The following is a 19072-nucleotide window of genomic DNA, read 5'->3' on the forward strand; positions in this document are numbered from 1 at the left end:
CACTGCTATAAAAGCCCGAAGTCATCTTCGGGCTTTTATTTGGTTCTTGGATGAACATCCAATCGCAATACCGCTTTATCTTTCCTAAAATATTTAAATGAAAGACTTGACCTTGCCATGCTGGGAATGTTTAAGCTATAGCATCGGCAGCAAGTTGATGCATGGAGATGGGCATGGCAGAACAAGACAGCATCCGGTTATATGAACAGCAGGTGCAGATTGGCGGTATGACCTGTGCATCCTGCGTGGCTCGGGTCGAAAAAGCCTTGAAAAAAATTGAGGGCGTGGTTGAGGCATCTGTCAACCTGTCGACTGAAAAAGCTTTTATTAAAAGCCAGCAGTCGATTGCTGCCGCTGTGCTAGTTCAAGCAATTGAAAAAACTGGCTTTGATGTACCGACGCAACAGTTTGCTTTGAATATTGAAGGCATGACCTGTACATCTTGTGTGGCTCGCGTAGAAAAAGCCCTAAAAAAAGTAGAAGGTGTACTGGATGCACACGTGAATCTGGCCACTGAAAAGGCGCATGTGAGTCTAATCAATTCTGTGCCATTGTCCAAGTTGACTCAGGCGGTGCAAAAAGCCGGTTTTGATATTCAGACTGACCGGATTGAACTGGCAATTGAAGGTATGACTTGTGCTTCATGTGTGGTACGAGTCGAAAAAGCCTTATTGAAAGTAGAAGGCGTCAGCGAGGCGCAGGTCAATCTAGCCACCGAAACTGCCTGGGTGAAAGCCTCACAATCCCAGATTCCGGCATTGATTGCTGCTGTGGAGAAAGCTGGTTATCAAGCCACACTAAAATCCGGTACCGATCTCTCAGCAGAGAATCATGTGGCTTTTCAGGAAAAGAAAGCCAATGAAACTGCACAGCTGAAACGCGATTTATGGTTGGCACTTGTTCTGGCAATTCCCGTATTTATTCTGGAAATGGGTTCACATCTGATCCCAGCTTTTCATCACTGGATTACCCATACACTGGGAACACAAAACAGCTGGTACATCCAGTTTGTATTGACCACCCTGGTACTGCTGATTCCGGGACGGCGTTTTTATCAGCATGGTATTCCGGCTTTATTGCGTTTGGCGCCGGATATGAATTCTCTGGTCGCAGTCGGAACAATCGCAGCTTATGGATTTTCCTGCATTGCGACCTTTTTTCCGCAGCTGTTACCCCAGTCCACCGTCCATGTATATTTTGAAGCGGCAGCTGTCATTGTTGCGCTGATTTTACTGGGGCGGTATCTGGAAGCCAAAGCCAAAGGTAAAACCTCAGAAGCGATTCAGTATCTGGTCGGCTTGCAACCGAAAACCGCACGGGTACAACAGCATGGCAACTGGGTTGATCTGGCGATTGCCGATGTACAACAGGGCATGCTGATTGAAATCCGCCCGGGTGAAAAAGTCGCCGTCGATGGTGAAGTGGTTGCCGGGCAAAGTTATATCGATGAAGCAATGATGAGTGGTGAGCCTTTACCCGTGGCCAAACAGGCAGGGGATCAGGTGGTGGGTGGTACAGTGAACCAGAATGGAACCTTGCAAATCAGGGCCACTGCGGTCGGACAGGATTCTGTACTGGCGCAGATTATTGAGATGGTGGAACAGGCACAAGGCTCGAAACTACCGATTCAGGCGGTGGTGGATAAAGTGACTTTATGGTTTGTACCTGCCGTCATGGCACTGGCGGCCTTGACCTTCATGGTCTGGTTCCTGTTTGGGCCTGAACCCAATCTGACCTATGCATTGGTCAACGCCGTGGCGGTGCTGATTATTGCCTGTCCGTGTGCGATGGGGCTGGCAACGCCGACCTCAATTATGGTCGGAACTGGGCGTGCCGCTGAACTGGGCGTGCTGTTTCGTAAGGGTGAAGCTTTACAGTTATTACAACAAACCCAAGTCGTCGCACTTGATAAAACCGGAACCTTGACTGAAGGAAAACCGTTGCTGACGGACTTTGAAGTCACAGCAGATTTTAATCAGCAGACTGTATTGCAACTGGTGGCTTCGGTTGAAGCCAAGTCAGAACATCCGATTGCCCATGCCATTGTTCAGGCAGCTCATGAGCAACAACTGGAACTGAGTGAAGTCACAGATTTTGATTCGATCACCGGCGCAGGGGTCAAGGCACAGGTAGCTGGTCAGCAGCTGCATATTGGGGCTGAACGTCTGATGCAGGACTTGGGTCTAAATGTCGATCTGTTTCGGTCTACTGCACAAAAACTCGGTGATCAGGGCCGTAGTCCCTTATATGTGGCGATCAATCAAAAGCTGGCGGCTATTATTGCCGTCGCGGATCCGATTAAAGCAACTACCTATAGTGCGATTCAGGCCTTGCATGAGCAGGGTCTGAAAGTGGCGATGATCACCGGTGACAATCAGCATACCGCGCAGGCCATTGCCAAACAGCTGAAAATTGATCAGGTAATTGCGGAAGTTTTACCGCATGAGAAAGTGGATGCGGTACGTCAACTCCAGCAGCAATATGGCGTACTCACTTTTGTCGGAGACGGAATCAATGATGCCCCGGCACTGGCACAGGCTGATGTTGGCATGGCGATTGGTACAGGCACCGATGTCGCGATTGAGGCAGCCGATGTGGTGTTGATGTCAGGTAATTTACAGCATGTGGCCACCGGAATTGGTCTGAGTCAGGCCACCATGCGCAATATCCGGCAGAACCTGTTCTGGGCCTTTGTCTATAATATTGCTTTAATCCCGATCGCTGCCGGGGTGCTCTATCCATTCTGGGGCATCTTGTTATCACCAATGTTTGCCGCAGGCGCGATGGCATTGTCTTCCGTGTTTGTTGTCACTAATGCTTTGAGATTAAAAGCCTACAAAGCGGTACAGTTCAAGGAGCAAGCAGGATGAATATTGGTCAGGCGGCAAAACGTTCCGGCATCTCTGCAAAAATGATTCGTTATTATGAAGACATCGGGTTGTTGCCTGCTGCGAAACGAAGCGATGCAGGTTATCGGGTTTATACTGATGCGGACATTAAAACCTTAAGTTTTATTCAACATGCACGCGAACTCGGCTTTTCTTCAGAGCAGATGAAAGAATTACTCGGCCTGTGGCTGAACAGCTCACGTCAGAGTAGCGAGGTGAAACAGCTGGCCGAAAAACATATCCAGTTTTTACAACAGAAAATTGCCGATATGCAGCATATGCTGGTGATATTACAGCAATCGGTGGAGCAGTGTGCCGGCAATGAACAGTCCGATTGCCAGATTTTAAAACAGATTGAACAGGGTGTCGTCCCTGAGCAGCACTGAGCTGATCTGCAGCTCAGGTTAAATATAATCTGCCCAATCACATTAATTTTTAAAGCGATCCTATGGAGCTAAATATGAAATTCCGTATTGAAAATATGACCTGTGGTGGCTGTGCACGCAGTGTGACTGCTACGATTAAAGATCTGGATGAAAATGCCACCGTTCATATAGATGTGGCGACTAAGCTGGTCGAAGTTGAATCGACAGTCACTGAGTCCGAGATTGTCGCGGCTTTAACCGAAGACGGATTTCCGCCAATTGCTGCTTGATATTTGTTAAGTCATTCAATTGAAATAAAATGCCGGATTCAATCCGGCATTTTTTATTATAGGGCTTAGACTGACGAGATTTTATCCGGGGTCATCAGCGCCTGATTAATATACAGTTTAATCAGACGTTCACGCGAACCAATCGCTTTTTGATAATTGGTTGAATTTAATAATAGTGAAGCTCCATAAGTCACGGTCCAGATATAAGACAAATAATCCCGAATCGACATGGCACTTTCTAAAGCCACCAGATAATCATGGGTCATGTCTTTAATCCGGATAATCCGTTCTTCACGAATCCGATAAAGCTCCTGAAATAAATCTTTCAGGTTTTTTTCATTATTGGTTAAACGCTCTTCAATCACATGCAACAGGATGGTGCGATTGGAATTGAGCATGTGATAGAGCATATATTGCGAAACATAATTTTTAATATCGTTATTATATTTTTTTGATATTTCCAGGATTCTTTTTTCATTCAGAATAATTAGTTCTAAATATAACTGGTTCTTGCTTTTGAAATGCTTGTAGATCGTTCCTTTCGCGATGTCCAGTTCACTGGCAAGTTCACTCAGGGTAATGTCCTGATTATTGTCCAGTAGCAGGCTTTCAGCCATGCTCAGGATCTTCTCTTTACGAAGAAGGAAGTTCTGCTGTCTTACAGTCGTCATCTTCTTGGTCCATATTTTTCGAAAAAGAACCTTTCAAGAATATTCAATTTTACCCAAGATAGCTATAAAACTAAGGTCGTGATATTTATCTAATTTTGTATATTTATGCAGCAACTGCTGACAATGAAAAATATATATGGTGTCAGTCTGGAAATATTGTCAAGAAAACTGAACCCTAGAGATCAACTTTGCTAAATAAAATTCCATTTTCAGCATAATTATTTTATTGTTTCAGCACATCAAGTGAAATCATTATTCGGTTTAAGACCGTCCTGGCAAAGGATTATAGTGGTGAATAAAGAATCATTTTAAGCCTGCTTGGTTCAGTAAATAACGGTGACATAAAGCTTGGGTTTTTAAATTTTATGTCGCTTATTTAGTTGAATGAGATTTACTGCTGGATTAATTCGAGATGATGATTTTCGATTGATATGCATTGATTGAAGTAAAATCATAAAAAAGATTTTCATTAATCAATGATTATAAAACGCTCAGCAACAGAATTGAGTATCACCAGTTAAGGAATGTAAGAATGCCTATTTATAATGCGCCGCTAAAAGACATGGAATTTATTTTAAATGATGTGTTTCAAGCTGAACAATTTTGGCAAGGTAATGAAAATCTTGCACATTTAGATATGGCAACTGCAAATGCAATTCTGGAAGAGATGGCCAAATTTTCCAAGAATGTCATTCTTGACCTGAATCGTCCTGCGGATGAAGAAGGTGGTGCTCAGTTTAAACATGGTGAAGTGACCACACCTACAGGCTTTAAAGATGCCTTTAAGCAGTTTGCTGAAGGTGGCTGGGTAGGTTTAGGTGCCAGTGAAGAATGGGGCGGGCAGAATATGCCAAAAATGCTGACCGTGCTGGCCGATGAAATGATCTGGAGTACTAATCCATCATTTATGCTTTACCCGCTGTTAACCGTAGGTGCAGGCATGGCGATCAATGATCGCGCTTCACAAGAACAGAAAGAAACCTATTTACCAAAATTCTATACAGGCGAATGGTCGGGCACCATGTGTCTGACTGAGCCACATTCAGGTACTGATCTTGGCATAATCAAAACCAAGGCTGAACCCAATGAAGATGGCAGCTATAACATCAGCGGTACCAAAATCTTTATTACCAGCGGTGAACATGACCTGAGTGAAAATATCATTCATCTGGTGCTGGCAAAAACACCAAATGCACCCGCCGGTTCACGTGGCATTTCCCTGTTTATTGTGCCGAAATTTCTGGTGAATGCAGATGGTTCACTCGGTGAACGTAATGCAGTATCTGCGGGTTCAATCGAACATAAGATGGGAATTAAAGGCTCAGCGACCTGCGTCATGAACTTTGATGGTGCCAAAGCTTATATGGTCGGTAACGAAAATGAAGGACTGGCCGGCATGTTCGTGATGATGAACTACGAACGTCTGTCGATGGGAATTCAGGGCATTGGCGCGGCAGAATTTGCTTATCAGAATGCGGCACAATATGCGACAGACCGTTTACAGGGACGCGCCTCGACCGGTGCGAAATCACCGGAAAAACCAGCCGATTCGATTCTGGTACATGGTGATGTGCGCCGGATGTTGCTGAATGTGCGCGCCAACAATGAAGCATCTCGTGCCTTTGCTGTCTATGTCGGTCAGCAGCTGGATATCACCAAATATTCGACCGATGCTGAAGCGGTGCGTAAAGCGACCGACCGTGTGGCTCTGTTAACCCCAATTGCCAAAGCATATCTGACTGATAAAGCATTAGATTCTGCACTGGAAGCGCAAATGTGCTTCGGTGGTCATGGTTATATCCGTGAATGGGGTATGGAACAATGTATTCGCGATCTGCGCATTTCACAAATTTATGAAGGCACCAATGGTGTGCAGGCAATTGACCTGATTGGCCGTAAAACTACCAAATGTAAAGGTGCTTATATTGCAGAGTATATCGCTGAAATCCGCGAGTTCGCCCAAGGTCTGGATGATTCATTGACGATTAAAACGGCGACATTAGAGACCTGTCAGCAACTGGAAGACATCACCAGCTTTATCGTCGAGCAGTCTCAACTGAATCCGGACTTTGCTAACTCGATTGCGGTCGATTATCTGCATGCGGTGGGTCTGCTCAGTTTTGTGTATATGTATGCGCGTATCAGCAAAGCTGCAGCAACGAAAGACGATAGCTATTTCCAGAACAAATTGGTACTGGCGAATTATTATGTCGCCAAAGTTCTCCCGGATTTGAGTGCCCGAATTCAACGTATTCAGGCAGGTGCAGAACTGGTCATGCAATTACCTGAAGACTATTTCACTGCACAGGCTTAAACCGGCAAGTATTGCGAAGGACAAACACTGCAGAGCTTCTGCTGTGCGGTGTTAAATAACAATGATGAAAAAGGATGAGATTAGAATGATTGTAATTGTAGAAGCTGTACGTACCGCAATGGGCGGTTTTCAAGGCTCACTTTCAAGCTGTACCGCGCCAGATTTGGGTGCTGTGGCAATTAAAGAAGTAGTGGCACGTGCAGGTCTGTCGGCCAATGATATTGATGAAGTGATTATGGGCTGCGTTCTTCCTGCTGGTTTAAAACAGGGTCCGGCACGTCAGGCCATGCGTCAGGCGGGTCTACCGGATTCCACGGGGGCGACCACGATTAATAAAATTTGTGGTTCTGGTATGAAAGCCGTGATGCAGGCAGCAGATGCGATCAAAGCCGGTTCAGCAGAGATTGTGGTGGCTGGCGGTATGGAGTCGATGTCGAACGCACCATATTTGATGGACAAGGCACGTGCCGGATTCCGTATGGGGCATGGAAAGGTCATTGATCATATGTTCCAGGAAGGGCTGGAAGATGCAGAAACAGGTCTGTCGATGGGAATTCTGGCACAGGAAATGGCAGATAAAAAAGGCTATACCCGCGAACAGCAGGACGATTATGCCATTGGCTCATTAAACAAAGCGGTGACGGCTGTTCAGCAAGGCTTCTTTAAAGATGAAATCGTAGCAGTCACTGTCAGTAACCGTAAAGGCGATGTGGTGGTTGAGCAGGATGAACAACCTTTAAATGCCAAAACAGACAAAATTCCAAGCTTGCGTCCAGCCTTCAAAAAAGACGGAACCATTACCGCAGCAAATGCCAGTTCAATTTCAGACGGTGCTTCAGCACTGGTGGTCACCTCTAGTGAAATTGCTGCACAGCGTAACTTAAAACCCCTGGCTAATATTCTGGCCTATGCCAGCCATTCGCAGCATCCTTCGGAATTCACCATTGCACCTGTCGGTGCGATTGAAAAAGTGCTGAAAAAAACCGGTTGGGATGCCGCCGATGTTGACCTCTGGGAAATCAATGAGGCTTTTGCCATGGTGACGATGCTAGCCATTGATGGCTTTAAACTGGATACTGCAAAAGTCAACATCAACGGTGGCGCATGTGCGCTCGGTCATCCACTGGGGTCTTCTGGTTCCCGTATTATTGTGACCTTGATTCATGCCTTAAAACGTACTGGTGGCAAGAAAGGTATTGCCGCACTGTGTATCGGTGGCGGTGAAGCAACTGCGATTGCAGTGGAACTGGTTTAAGTCCAGCCAAAATTCAATGCTCGAATTAGCAAAATTAATTATTGATTGATTTAGACGCTAATGCTCTTGGTTCACCAGGAGCAGACGCCTCTTTATTTTATATTTTTGAGATTTTTTATGAACGGTTTAGAGCGCATTCGTTTGCTCCCATTACAAGATAAAGTCGTATCTGTCGAAAAAGCACTACAACTGATTCAAGATGGCGATGTAGTTGGTTTAAGTGGTTTTGGGGGGGCAGGTGAAGCGAAAACTGTGCCTTTGGCCTTGGCTGAATATGCACAGAAGTATCCAATTCATATTACCTTGGCGACAGGTGCAAGTCTGGGGAACCGGATTGATGGAAAACTCAATGAAGCACATGTCATAACCCGCCGTTATCCTTATCAGGCAGATCCTTCTTTACGTAAAGCGATTAATGCCGGTGAAGTGATGTATGTCGATCAGCATCTCTCTGAACTGGCCGATAATATCCGTCATAAAAACTTGCCAGCGATTAATGTGGCTGTAATTGCTGCAACTGCGATTACTGAAGACGGTCAGATTATTCCGACAGGCTCTTGCGGAAATTCTGCAAATTTCATCGAAATGGCAGATCGGGTCATTATTGAAATTGATATGACGATTAATCCCGTACTAGAAGGTGTTCACGATATCTATGTACCTCAAGCGCGCCCAAACCGCGAGCCAATTCCTCTGACTCAAGCCAGTGACAAAATTGGAACAATCGGGATTCATGTTGCACCTGAAAAAATTTCTGCGATTGTCATCAATGAGATTCCAGACACTTCCTTTGGCATGGACGAACCGGATCAAGAAACGCTGGCGATTGCCAGTCACCTGATTCATTTCTTTGAACAGGAAGTGGCAGCAGGGCGTTTACCTGAAAATCTGGGGCCGCTGCAATCCGGTGTGGGCTCCGTGGCCAATGCGGTCTTTGCCGGCTTCGAACATTCCAATTTCAATAATCTGGAAATGTATTCTGAAGTCTTGCAGGATTGCACTTTCCAGCTTATCGATTCAGGCAAGATGACCTTTGCTTCAGGTTGTTCCATGACCCTGACCGATGACTGTGCCGCACGGGTGATGAACAATTTTGATCGATACAAAGATAAAATTGTCTTGCGTCCACAGGAACTTTCCAACAACCCTGAGCTGATTCGCCGTCTGGGTATAATTGCAATCAATACCGCACTGGAGTTTGATATTTACGGGAATGTGAATTCAACCCATGTCGCTGGCACCAAGATGATGAACGGTATTGGAGGCTCGGGAGATTTTACCCGTCATGCGCATATTGCCATCTTTGTGACCAAATCCTATGCCAAAGGTGGTGCGATTTCTTCAGTCGTTCCTCTAGTCAGCCATACCGACCATACCGATCATGACGTTGATATTCTGGTGACTGAGCAAGGTTTGGCAGATCTGCGTGGTTTGGCACCGCGTGAACGTGCCCGCAAGATTATCGATATCTGTGCTCATCCAGATTACCGCGAAAGTTTAAATCATTATTTTGAGCGTGCCTGTGCGCGTGGTGGTCAGACACCGCATTTATTGAATGAAGCTTTGTCTTGGCATGCCCAATTTGAAGAAACCGGTTCAATGAAAACCGCTTAATACGTTTAATCACATTGATCGTCAAATAAAGCCCGTCGTATACGGGCTTTATTCATTTTATTACATTCAGTTTTTTGTCGTTTAGAGATCATTTGGATGATTTAAAAACTTTTTCCAGTACATGCCGATGTATAAATCGAAGCTTGTCTTTTACCGCTTCGGTCAGCTTGAATGGGTAGGCGTCTTCCAGACCCATACAACGGTTCAAGGCATTTAAATTAAAGGTTAAGGTAACCCAGTTTGCAAGAATATGTTCAACATCCTGTCCGCCAATTGGACATTCTTTAAAATCCATGCTGGCCAGATAGCCACCATTGCCAATAACGCGGATTCCAGCATAGTAAGCAGTTTCCAGTGTTTCCATCATATGCAGATAATGCGCCCAGGTTTCTGCCCAGTCTTCCCAAGGATGTGCGGTGGCATAAGCACTAATATAGTTTTCCTGCCAGTTGATCGGGGCGCCGTCATTATAATAAGTTTGCAGCGCCTCACTGTAATTTTGCCGCTCATCACCAAAATAGTGACGAAACTCTTCAATCAGTTCCGGATGTAAGTGTTGCATCAGTGCAAAATAGTAATGTCCGCTTTCATGGCGAAAATGGCCCAATAAAGTCCGGTAATTTTCTCCCATATTCACGCGCGTTGTTTCACGATACACCACATCCGCCTCAATCGCATTTAAGGTAATCACACCATTGGCATGACCAATCAAAACCGGCTGATCATCTTCAGGCAGTAAAAAATCAAAACGCAGGCCAAATGGATCATCTTCAGATTTTTTGGGGCGTGGCATCATGTTCATACGCTGCGCCAAATAAAGGAAGCGGCGTTTGGCCTCTTCCAGTCGAAACCAGTAAATCAGGTTCTCTGAATTTTCCAGATCAGGAATCACATGAGTGAGTTGACAGGACTCACAAAAATCTTCATCTTCATTACTGGGAATCATCCAGTTACATACCTGATAGTGCGTATAGTTATGACAGGGTTTATAACTGGCATGCTGATAATTTTTGGAGACTGGAATCCATTGATCAGCACTCTGCTTTTTAAATGAGCACAACTCTTTTTCCGAAGCGACATAGCCGATTGGTGACATACAATGATCACAGACTGATTTGTAAAAAAATAGCTGTTGCTGGCAGACGGCGCATTCAAAATGTTTCATCTAAACTCCCTGTAGGGAAGCAAACTGTCTAGAATGCCTACCTAAATTTCATCCTATTGTAATAACATCATAAAAATTTTAATAAAAACTCTATATGGCTGAATTGTAAGTGGAGGATGCTTGGTATTATATTGTGAGCTAAATAACTTGTTATTTTTAATAGAAAAAGATTGCTTAGAGAAATACAAATTGACAGATGATCTGTTTTTGCAACAAAGCCAGGTTAAGGTGAAATTTAAAATAATATGAACATTAGAAAAGCTACTGTTCAGGATACATCTGCTATCGTAGAAGTCATTGCGCCATTTGTAGAGGCTGTCACTACGGCAGAAGAGGGACGCTTACGTTTTAAAGCTGAAGTAATTCAAACCATTTTTGAACGGCCAGATATTTATTATTATGTGGCTGAAATTGACTGCAGAATAGTCGGTGTTGTGGCTTATATAGCGCCGGCACATTTCATGCATTTTTTCTTGAATAAGGCTTATCAAGGTCAAGGTTACGGTCGCCAAATGTGGCGCTTTTTAGAAAATTAGATTCGTAGCCAAGGTCATCAATCTATTACTGTAAAATCCAGTTTATATGCTTTGGATATTTATAAACGCTTCGGTTTTGTTGAAATGGGCGAATACACTGAGGAAAATGGCATTCGTTTTATTCCCATGCGAAAAGACTATTTAGCTGAAATTTAAACTATCTAAAAACAATCCAAACTTTCCGCTATTCACCTTCACTCCATTTTTAATTAGTCATGCCTTTTACTTCGGCATAGAATTGGTTCACTTTTGTTATATATGCAAATCATTTTATGGCAATCAGCTGGATCTTTTTCACCTTAATGGCTGCATTTATGCAGGCATGGCGCAATGCATTTCAAAAACAGCTGAGCACTACGGTCGATGTTTGGGGGGTCACGCTGGCACGGTTTATCTTTGCCTTACCTTTTGCCATGGTCTATCTATACAGCCTGTATCACTTCAAGCCCGTTGAAAATATTATCCATTTTACTCCCAGGTTTTGGGTCTATATTGTGATTGCCGGTTCGAGCCAGATTTTAGCAACTGCATTGATGGTGAAGCTGTTTCAACAAAAAAATTATGCGATTGGGGTCGGTTTGGCTAAAAGTGAAGCCATTCTTGCCGCCGTCATTGGTGTCGTGTTTTTAGCCGATCATTTATCGGTACTGGCCTGGATCGGTGTGGTACTCGGTGCTTATGCTGTATTCCTGCTGAGTAAAGGCCAGCAGATCAGTGGATTTTCTGCCCAGACCTTAGCGATTGGAATCGGCAGCGGCTTAAGTTTTGCGATTACCTCACTCTTGGTCAGGGAGGCGAGTCTGGAGCTAAGCACATTGCCAACTGTCCATCGTGCTGCATGGGTACTGCTGATGGTCATCAGTTTTCAATGCATCAGTATGCTGATCTATCTGAGTCTATTTAGCCGCCAGACTTTAGTGGCCATGTGGCAACGCTTGAGATTAACCTTTAAAGTCAGCGTGTGCAGCTTTATGGCATCGCTGGGCTGGTTTACTGCCATGAGCATGATGAGTGTGCCCATTGTCAAAACACTAGGTCAAATCGAGATTTTATTTAGTATGCTGATTTCTGCATATTTCTTTAAGGAGAAACTGGCACGTGCCGAACATTGGGGGTTGGGCTTGGTGGTGATCGCTGCGATTTTGGTCATTTGGGCTTAATGCTGACTCCATCTTGATAAAAAAAAGCCACTGATGATGATCAGTGGCTTTTTTCTTTTTTTGAGCAGTTTAAGCTGCAATAAATGCCTGAACTGCCTGATTGAACGCTTCAGGTTGCTCGACATTGGAAATATGCGATGCATTGATTTCAAACAGTTGGCTATTGGCAATGCTGGCTTGCATCGACTGACCATCAGCAACAGTCGTTACAGGATCTTGCTGACCTGCCACAATCAATACAGGAACTGAAATTGTCTTTAACTGTTCACGTAAATCCGCTTTAGCCAAAGCTTCACAGCAACTCGCATAACCTTCCGGGCTGCCAGCTCCAAGGTCGTTTGAAAGTTCTGCAACAATTGCTGCGTTGCTTTGAATAAAGGGTTCGGTAAACCAGCGTGATGCTGCGGTCGATGCAATCGGTGCCAAGCCTTGCTCACGCACCAGTGCAGCACGTTCCAGCCAGGCCTGTTCCTGACCGATTTTGGCTGCCGTATTACACACAATCACTTGGTTAAAGCGTTCTGGGCGGTTAATTGCCAGCCATTGGCCAGTCAGACCACCCATGGAAATGCCACAGAAAGCAGCTTTCTGGATATTTAAATGATCCAGTAGATTCACTACATCTTGACCCAGTTGATCCAGGGTATATGGCCCTTGTGGTGCGCTCGAGCCACCGTGACCACGGGTGTCATAACACACCACGAAATAATCTTTCTGGAAAAATTCAATTTGTGGCTGCCACATGCTGAATTTGGTGCCCAATGAATTGGAGAACACAATTGCAGGTTTAGAGGCATCCCCAAAAGTCTGGTAATTAATTTGTGCATCGTTAGATGTAAATGTTGGCATTAAAATCCCTCCCGACCTCCCTTTAAAAAAGGGAGGGGAAATTTTCATTAAGTGATATTGCTTTTAGACGCGTTCGATAATCAAAGCAATACCTTGACCGACACCAATACACATTGAACAGAGTGCATATTGACCGCCAGTTTGTTCCAGCTGGTTCAAGGCAGTGGTCACCAGACGTGCACCAGAGGCGCCGAGTGGATGACCCAATGCAATTGCGCCACCGTTCGGATTGACTTTTTCCGAGCCGTCTTCAATGCCTAGATCACGGGTACATGCCAGTGCTTGGGCCGCAAAAGCTTCATTCAGCTCGATCACATCCATCTGCTCTAGCGTTAAGCCGGTTTGAGCAAGTAGCTTTTTGATGGCAGGTGCCGGGCCAAAGCCCATGATGCGTGGTTCAACACCGACAACCGTTGAACCAATAATTTTGGCACGTGGTTTTAAACCGTGTTTAGTCACCGCTTCATCAGACGCGATCAGCAGGGCAGCGGCACCATCGTTAATCCCAGATGCGTTACCTGCAGTCACAGTACCGTCAGCTTTCACCACAGGTTTCAGTTTTGCCAGAGCTTCTGCGGTAGTCGATGCACGTGGATGTTCGTCTTTAGCAACAACCACAGGTTCACCTTTACGTTGTGGAATTTCCACCGCAATGATTTCTTTATCAAAGAAACCACGTGCTTGCGCAGCAGCAGTACGTTGCTGGCTGGTTAAAGCAAACTGGTCCTGATCGGCACGGTTAATGTTGAACTGTTCCGCCAGATTTTCAGCAGTTTGCGGCATAGTTTCTACGCCGTACATTTCTTTCAGTTTCGGGTTAATGAAACGCCAGCCCATGGTGGTGTCTTCAATCTTCTGGCTACGGCCATAAGCAGATTCAGATTTACCCATCACAAATGGTGCACGGCTCATGGACTCGACGCCACCTGCGATAATCAGTTCAGCTTCGCCCGCTTTAATGGTACGCGCAGCAATGGCAATCGCGTCCAGTGACGAACCACACAGACGGTTAATCGTGGTTGCAGGAACTTGGTATGGTAAACCTGCTAAAAGAGCCGACATACGACCCACGTTACGGTTGTCTTCACCGGCCTGGTTGGCACAGCCATAAATGACGTCATCGACCTGTTCCCAGTTCACTGACGGGTTACGTTGCATTAACGCTTTAATTGGCAATGAGCCTAAGTCATCAGCACGGACTGGTGCTAAACCACCTGCGTAACGGCCAAATGGAGTACGGATGGCATCGATGATATATGCGTTTTTCATATCTATTTTTCCAAATTATTTTAATCCCTCCCGACCTCCCTTTAATAAAGGGAGGAGTTCCCTACACAAATCTAGGGATATGGAAGTCCCCCTTTGAAAAAGGGGGATTTAGGGGGATTTAAAATTATCTTTAAAGTGTATTAACCTTGAGTCGCATCAATCAGCTTAGCGCCAGTTAAAGACTGTAGCTCTTCAAAGCTTAAGCCTTCAACTTTCTCAATCACTTTCATGCCTTCATCTGTCACGTCAATCACGCATAGGTCAGTGTAAATGCGGTCTACACATTTCAAGCCTGTTGCAGGATAAGTCAGTTCAGCGACAATTTTTGGTTCGCCTTTTTTGGTCACGTGGTCAGTCGTAATAAAGACTTTTTTCGCACCTACGGCCAAGTCCATCGCACCACCCACGGCAGGAATCGCATCAGGTGCACCAGTATGCCAGTTGGCCAAGTCACCATTTTCAGCGACCTGAAAAGCACCCAATACCGCGATGTCTAAGTGACCGCCACGCATCATCGCGAATGAATCACCATGATGGAAGAAAGCACCGCCTTCCAGTAAAGTCACATATTCTTTACCTGCGTTGATCAGTTCAGGATCTTCTTCACCTTTTGCAGGTGGTGGACCAAAAGCCAATAAGCCATTTTCAGAATGTAAGAACACGTCTTTGTCTGAAGGCAGGTAGTTCGAAATTTTGGTTGGCAAGCCAATACCCAGGTTGACATAAGCACCGTCTGGAATGTCTTGTGCCACACGTTCAGCGATTTGATCACGTGTTAATTTAGTATAGCTCATGATGTTCTCCTACGTGATGCTTATGCTGATTGTTCTGGTTGTTTCGCGCCAACCGCGACAACGTGCTGAACAAAAATACCCGGGGTAATAATATGCTCAGGGTCTAAAGCACCCAGTTCAACCACTTCAGAGACTTGTGCAATAGTGACATCAGCCGCCATCGCCATGATTGGGCCAAAGTTACGTGCAGATTTACGGTACACCAGGTTACCCCAACGGTCGCCTTGCTGTGCTTTAATTAAAGCAAAGTCGGCTTTGATTGGATTTTCCAGTACATAGTCTTTACCTTCATAGTTCATGGTCGGTTTGCCTTCTGCCAGCAACGTACCAAAACCAGTCGGGGTGTAGATTGGACCCAAGCCCATACCTGCAGCCTGAATACGGCATGCTAGGTTACCTTGAGGAACCAGTTCTAATTCGATTTTGCCTGCACGGTATAATTCATCGAATACCCAAGAGTCAGACTGACGTGGGAATGAGCAAATGATTTTACGTACCGCACCTGCTTTCAGTAATTTAGCCAGACCGTAGTCGCCATTACCTGCGTTGTTGTTGACAATAATTAAATCTTTAATGCCAAGTTCAATCAAACCATCAATGAGTTCCGCTGGCTGACCTGCGGTACCAAAACCACCAATCATGATGGTTGAACCATCTTTAATTTGCGAAAGAACTTCTGTTAAAGAAGTTTGACTTTTATCAATCATAATGTGTCCTAGACAATTGCCTGTCCATTAACTTTTGGAACTTTGAGTTGAAGGTAGGGAGGCTGTCGGGCCGTCACGTTTGGTTAAAACCATATGTGCAATCAGACCAATACAGATCCCCCAAAATACAGAACTTAGCCCTAAAAACTGCATGCCAGAGGCAGTGGCCAAAAAGGTGATGAGGGCTGCATCACGCTGTGATTCTTTACCCATGGCAACCGAAATATTGGTGGAAATTGCACCGAGGAGTGCAAGTCCAGCCAAGGCTGCAATGAGTTCTTTGGGTAACAAGCTGAATAGCATGACGATGCTACCGGCAAATAACCCGCCTAAAATATAAAAAATACCGTTTGCCACACCGGCGATATAACGCTTTTCTTTCAGTTCATGCGCATCTTTACCTAGACATAATGCCGCGGTAATTGAGGCAAGGACGATGGTAATTCCGCCCACACATGCCACTGCAAGTGACGCAATACTGGTGGCGCTGATGATCGGTTTGGCCGGCATGTCATAGCCACTGAGCTTCATAATCGCCATACCCGGTAAAAACTGTCCGGACAGGCTGACCAGAATCAAAGGCAATGCCAGATTCAGGGTCGAATTCCAGCTCCATTCCGGCGCAATAAATTGCGGAATTGCCAAACTGAAGTTTGCATTCACCGGATTAATCTGACCCAGTATCAGGCTTAAAATCACACCGGCTGTCAGTACCCAGACCATGGCATAACGTGGGCTAAAACGCTTGGCCAATAAAAAAACCGCCAACATGCCAAAAACAATGTACGGCAGGGTATCGGTAGCAGTGAACAGGCCTAAACCAAACTGCACCAAAATTCCCGCCATCATGCCGGCAGCCACTTCTTGCGGAATCCAGGACAGCAATTTGTCAAAATAACCGGTGATTCCAATCAAAAAAATCACCACAGCAGAGGTGATATAAGCAGCAACTGCTTCATTGAGCGATATATCCGGGAACAGCGTTACCAGTAAGGCTGTGCCGGGTGCAGACCAGGCCGTGACCACAGGTACTTTATATTTAATCGATAAAAAGATACCTGCAACCGCAGCACCAATAGAAATACCCCAAATCCATGAGATCATCATGGCTGGGGAAACCTGGGCTTGCTGTGCCGCCTGGAAAAAAATGATCAATGGCCCGGAATAAGAGATCAGTACTGCTAAAAATCCTGCAACAGTCGCTGAAATAGACCAGTCATTTTTTAAATCCTGGAACAGGGTATTCATTGGTAATGTGCCTCCTTGCGTTTAACCATGATCCTGTTAACTATTCAAAATGGATGATCAGGCTTAACCCTGATCACCACCACCTACAGGTACAACCGTACCTGTCATGTACGATGATTCATCAGAAGCCAGGAATACAATCGCATTCACCTGTTCCTGAATGGTGCCATAACGTCCGAGGAAAGTACGGTCGATAGTTTGGTCAACCACTTCCTGCATCCACGCTTTTTCTGATTCAGTCAGTGGATTGGCATTACGTGGCACTTTACGTGGAGGTGCTTCTGTACCACCAGTAGCAATGGCATTGACACGAATACCATCTTTGGCATGTTCAAAGGCAAGCGAAGCGGTTAAACCGTTTACACCACCTTTAGATGCTGAATAGGGCACACGATTAATACCACGAGTGGCAATAGAAGATACGTTTACAATTGTACCTTTCTGATTTTTAATCATTTCTGGTAATACTGCGCGGCAGCACCACAGCGTAGGGAACAGTGAACGATTCACTTCCTTAATGATTTCTTCTTCAGAAAATTCCTGGAAAGGTTTCATCCAGATAGCGCCACCGACGTTGTTGATCAGAACATCAACACGGCCATAGGTCTCAAGTGCTTTGGCAACTACAGATTCTGCACCAGCAAAAGTTTCCAGGTTGGCTTTGACTGTAATCGCATCACCACCCAGTTCTTCAATTTCAGCCAACACTTCTTCCACATACGGAGAAAGGTCAGCCATCACCACTTGTGCACCTTCGCTTGCTACCTGTAAAGCCACACCGCGACCGATGCCTTGCGCGGCACCGGTGACGATTACAACTTTATTTTCAAATCTTTTTGAGCGATCCATTTGATTCTCCAGCTCTATCTATAAAACTTAGTTAGCAGAGAATTTTTCAAACAGGAAGCTTGCAGGTTTAACGCCTTCAGCATCTAACCAGCCGCGGACCGCTTCTACCATTGGTACTGGACCACATAGGTAGATGTCGACATCGCCGCCATTCAGCCATTCGTTTTCGATATGGCCAGTTACATAACCTTTACGCTCATGGGCAGATTCAGGGTTAGCAACCACAGTGCGGTATTCGAACCAAGGGAATTTGTCTTGCAGTTCGTTCAGTTTTTCAATTGCCACCAGGTCAAAGTCATTGGTCACACCAAAGACTAAACGTACCGGATGTTCAGAACCTTTTTCTTCCAGTACTTGCAGCATAGACATGAATGGTGCAATACCTGTACCACCCGCCAACATCAACACAGGGCGAGCCACAGGGCGCAGGTAGAAGCTACCAAATGGACCAGTAAAGGTCATTTTGTCGCCAGCTTTGGCATTGGCACTCAAGAACTCACTCATTTTACCGTTTGGCACGTTACGTACCACAAAGCCGGTTAAACGGTTGCCTGGTTTAGAGCTGAATGAATAAGAACGGGTTTCAGTGGTACCTGGAATACCCACGTTCACATATTGACCGGCAAGGAAGTGGATGTCTGGTTGACCTTCATCTAACTGAATGTCAAAGGTAATGGTCGAATCAGACAGGTTTTCGACACGCGCCAAAGTACCCTGGAATGCATGAATTTCAGTTTTGCACACTTCAGAAGAAGCCTGGATCTGGAATACGGCGTCAGACGTTGGTTTACATTGACACGCAAGAATGTAGCCTTCAGCTGCTTCTTCAGGGGTTAATGCATCTTCAATATAAGTTTCTTCAGGCATGTCATACGAACCTGATTCACAAAACGCACGGCACGTTCCACAAGCACCATCACGGCAGTCCAAAGGAATATTGATCTTTTGACGGTAAGCCGCGTCTGACAGTGTTTCACCGTCGCTAACAGAAATAAAACGTGTAACGCCATCTTCAAATTGAAGTGCAACATTGTGGTTTGACATGGCTGAATATCCTATATAAATCTTTAAAACTAAACCTTTCAGCCAAGCTTCCGT

The 19072-nt window shown here is 45.3% G+C and carries 16 protein-coding genes and 1 pseudogene; 8 read left to right on the forward strand and 9 right to left on the reverse strand.

Annotation, left to right across the window (positions count from 1 at the left end):
- Positions 1 to 167 precede the first annotated feature (167 nt).
- The 3 genes from FTV29_RS09395 (at position 168) to FTV29_RS09405 (ending at position 3543) form a co-directional block, all read left to right on the forward strand.
- The gene (locus FTV29_RS09395) at positions 168 to 2870 is read left to right on the forward strand and encodes a heavy metal translocating P-type ATPase (protein ID WP_180075411.1); all 2703 of its coding nucleotides are present in this window, start codon (positions 168 to 170) and stop codon (positions 2868 to 2870) included.
- On the forward strand, positions 2867 to 3274 hold the full coding sequence (gene cueR / locus FTV29_RS09400; RefSeq protein ID WP_005096982.1) for a Cu(I)-responsive transcriptional regulator: 408 nt from the start codon (positions 2867 to 2869) through the stop codon (positions 3272 to 3274). Before FTV29_RS09395 ends, cueR begins: the two co-directional genes overlap by 4 nt.
- A gap of 74 nt (positions 3275 to 3348) precedes the next feature.
- Entirely contained in the window at positions 3349 to 3543 is a 195-nt protein-coding gene (locus FTV29_RS09405; protein WP_005096981.1) for a heavy-metal-associated domain-containing protein, read from the forward strand.
- A 65-nt stretch (positions 3544 to 3608) separates the two neighbouring features.
- Here the strand turns inward: FTV29_RS09405 and FTV29_RS09410 are convergent, their stop codons facing one another.
- Positions 3609 to 4214, reverse strand: a complete 606-nt coding sequence (locus FTV29_RS09410; protein WP_005096979.1) for a TetR/AcrR family transcriptional regulator — start codon at positions 4212 to 4214, stop codon at positions 3609 to 3611.
- A gap of 532 nt (positions 4215 to 4746) precedes the next feature.
- Between FTV29_RS09410 and FTV29_RS09415 the strand changes: the two genes are divergently transcribed.
- From FTV29_RS09415 to FTV29_RS09425, 3 genes are all read left to right on the forward strand, one after another.
- Entirely contained in the window at positions 4747 to 6528 is a 1782-nt protein-coding gene (locus FTV29_RS09415) for an acyl-CoA dehydrogenase C-terminal domain-containing protein (protein ID WP_005096978.1), read from the forward strand.
- A gap of 79 nt (positions 6529 to 6607) precedes the next feature.
- Positions 6608 to 7783 (forward strand): thiolase family protein, encoded by a 1176-nt coding sequence (locus FTV29_RS09420; RefSeq protein WP_180075445.1) that lies wholly within the window; start codon positions 6608 to 6610, stop codon positions 7781 to 7783.
- 117 nt (positions 7784 to 7900) lie between these two features.
- Positions 7901 to 9397 (forward strand): succinate CoA transferase, encoded by a 1497-nt coding sequence (locus FTV29_RS09425; protein ID WP_180075412.1) that lies wholly within the window; start codon positions 7901 to 7903, stop codon positions 9395 to 9397.
- A gap of 88 nt (positions 9398 to 9485) precedes the next feature.
- On the opposite strand, the gene FTV29_RS09430 is transcribed toward FTV29_RS09425, so the two are convergent.
- Entirely contained in the window at positions 9486 to 10562 is a 1077-nt protein-coding gene (locus FTV29_RS09430) for a putative zinc-binding metallopeptidase (RefSeq protein ID WP_180075413.1), read from the reverse strand.
- Between the two features lie 245 nt (positions 10563 to 10807).
- On the opposite strand from FTV29_RS09430, the pseudogene FTV29_RS09435 reads away from it, so the two are divergent.
- Positions 10808 to 11254 (forward strand): annotated as a pseudogene (locus tag FTV29_RS09435) (GNAT family N-acetyltransferase).
- 116 nt (positions 11255 to 11370) lie between these two features.
- A complete protein-coding gene (locus FTV29_RS09440) occupies positions 11371 to 12258 on the forward strand; it encodes a DMT family transporter (protein WP_100328590.1) in 888 nt (295 codons plus the stop codon).
- A gap of 69 nt (positions 12259 to 12327) precedes the next feature.
- On the opposite strand, the gene pcaD is transcribed toward FTV29_RS09440, so the two are convergent.
- The 7 genes from pcaD to benC form a co-directional block, all read right to left on the reverse strand.
- The gene (gene pcaD / locus FTV29_RS09445; RefSeq protein ID WP_005170799.1) at positions 12328 to 13107 is read right to left on the reverse strand and encodes a 3-oxoadipate enol-lactonase; all 780 of its coding nucleotides are present in this window, start codon (positions 13105 to 13107) and stop codon (positions 12328 to 12330) included.
- A 63-nt stretch (positions 13108 to 13170) separates the two neighbouring features.
- The gene (gene pcaF / locus FTV29_RS09450; protein ID WP_180075414.1) at positions 13171 to 14376 is read right to left on the reverse strand and encodes a 3-oxoadipyl-CoA thiolase; all 1206 of its coding nucleotides are present in this window, start codon (positions 14374 to 14376) and stop codon (positions 13171 to 13173) included.
- 140 nt (positions 14377 to 14516) lie between these two features.
- Complete coding sequence (locus tag FTV29_RS09455; RefSeq protein WP_180075415.1) at positions 14517 to 15170, reverse strand: 3-oxoacid CoA-transferase subunit B; 654 nt, start codon at positions 15168 to 15170, stop codon at positions 14517 to 14519.
- A 20-nt stretch (positions 15171 to 15190) separates the two neighbouring features.
- Positions 15191 to 15877 (reverse strand): 3-oxoacid CoA-transferase subunit A, encoded by a 687-nt coding sequence (locus FTV29_RS09460; protein WP_154773523.1) that lies wholly within the window; start codon positions 15875 to 15877, stop codon positions 15191 to 15193.
- Positions 15878 to 15904: 27 nt separating this feature from the next.
- Positions 15905 to 17125 carry a benzoate/H(+) symporter BenE gene (benE, locus tag FTV29_RS09465; RefSeq protein ID WP_154773524.1) on the reverse strand — a complete coding sequence of 407 codons (1221 nt, stop codon included), beginning with the start codon at positions 17123 to 17125 and terminating at the stop codon, positions 15905 to 15907.
- A 63-nt stretch (positions 17126 to 17188) separates the two neighbouring features.
- Positions 17189 to 17974, reverse strand: coding sequence for a benzoate diol dehydrogenase BenD (gene benD / locus FTV29_RS09470; RefSeq protein WP_154773525.1), 786 nt, complete (start codon positions 17972 to 17974; stop codon positions 17189 to 17191).
- 27 nt (positions 17975 to 18001) lie between these two features.
- Positions 18002 to 19018 (reverse strand): benzoate 1,2-dioxygenase electron transfer component BenC, encoded by a 1017-nt coding sequence (benC, locus tag FTV29_RS09475; RefSeq protein ID WP_154773526.1) that lies wholly within the window; start codon positions 19016 to 19018, stop codon positions 18002 to 18004.
- Positions 19019 to 19072 lie beyond the last annotated feature (54 nt).

Source organism: Acinetobacter sp. YH12254, assembly GCF_013417415.1.
GTDB classification, from domain to species: domain Bacteria; phylum Pseudomonadota; class Gammaproteobacteria; order Pseudomonadales; family Moraxellaceae; genus Acinetobacter; species Acinetobacter pseudolwoffii.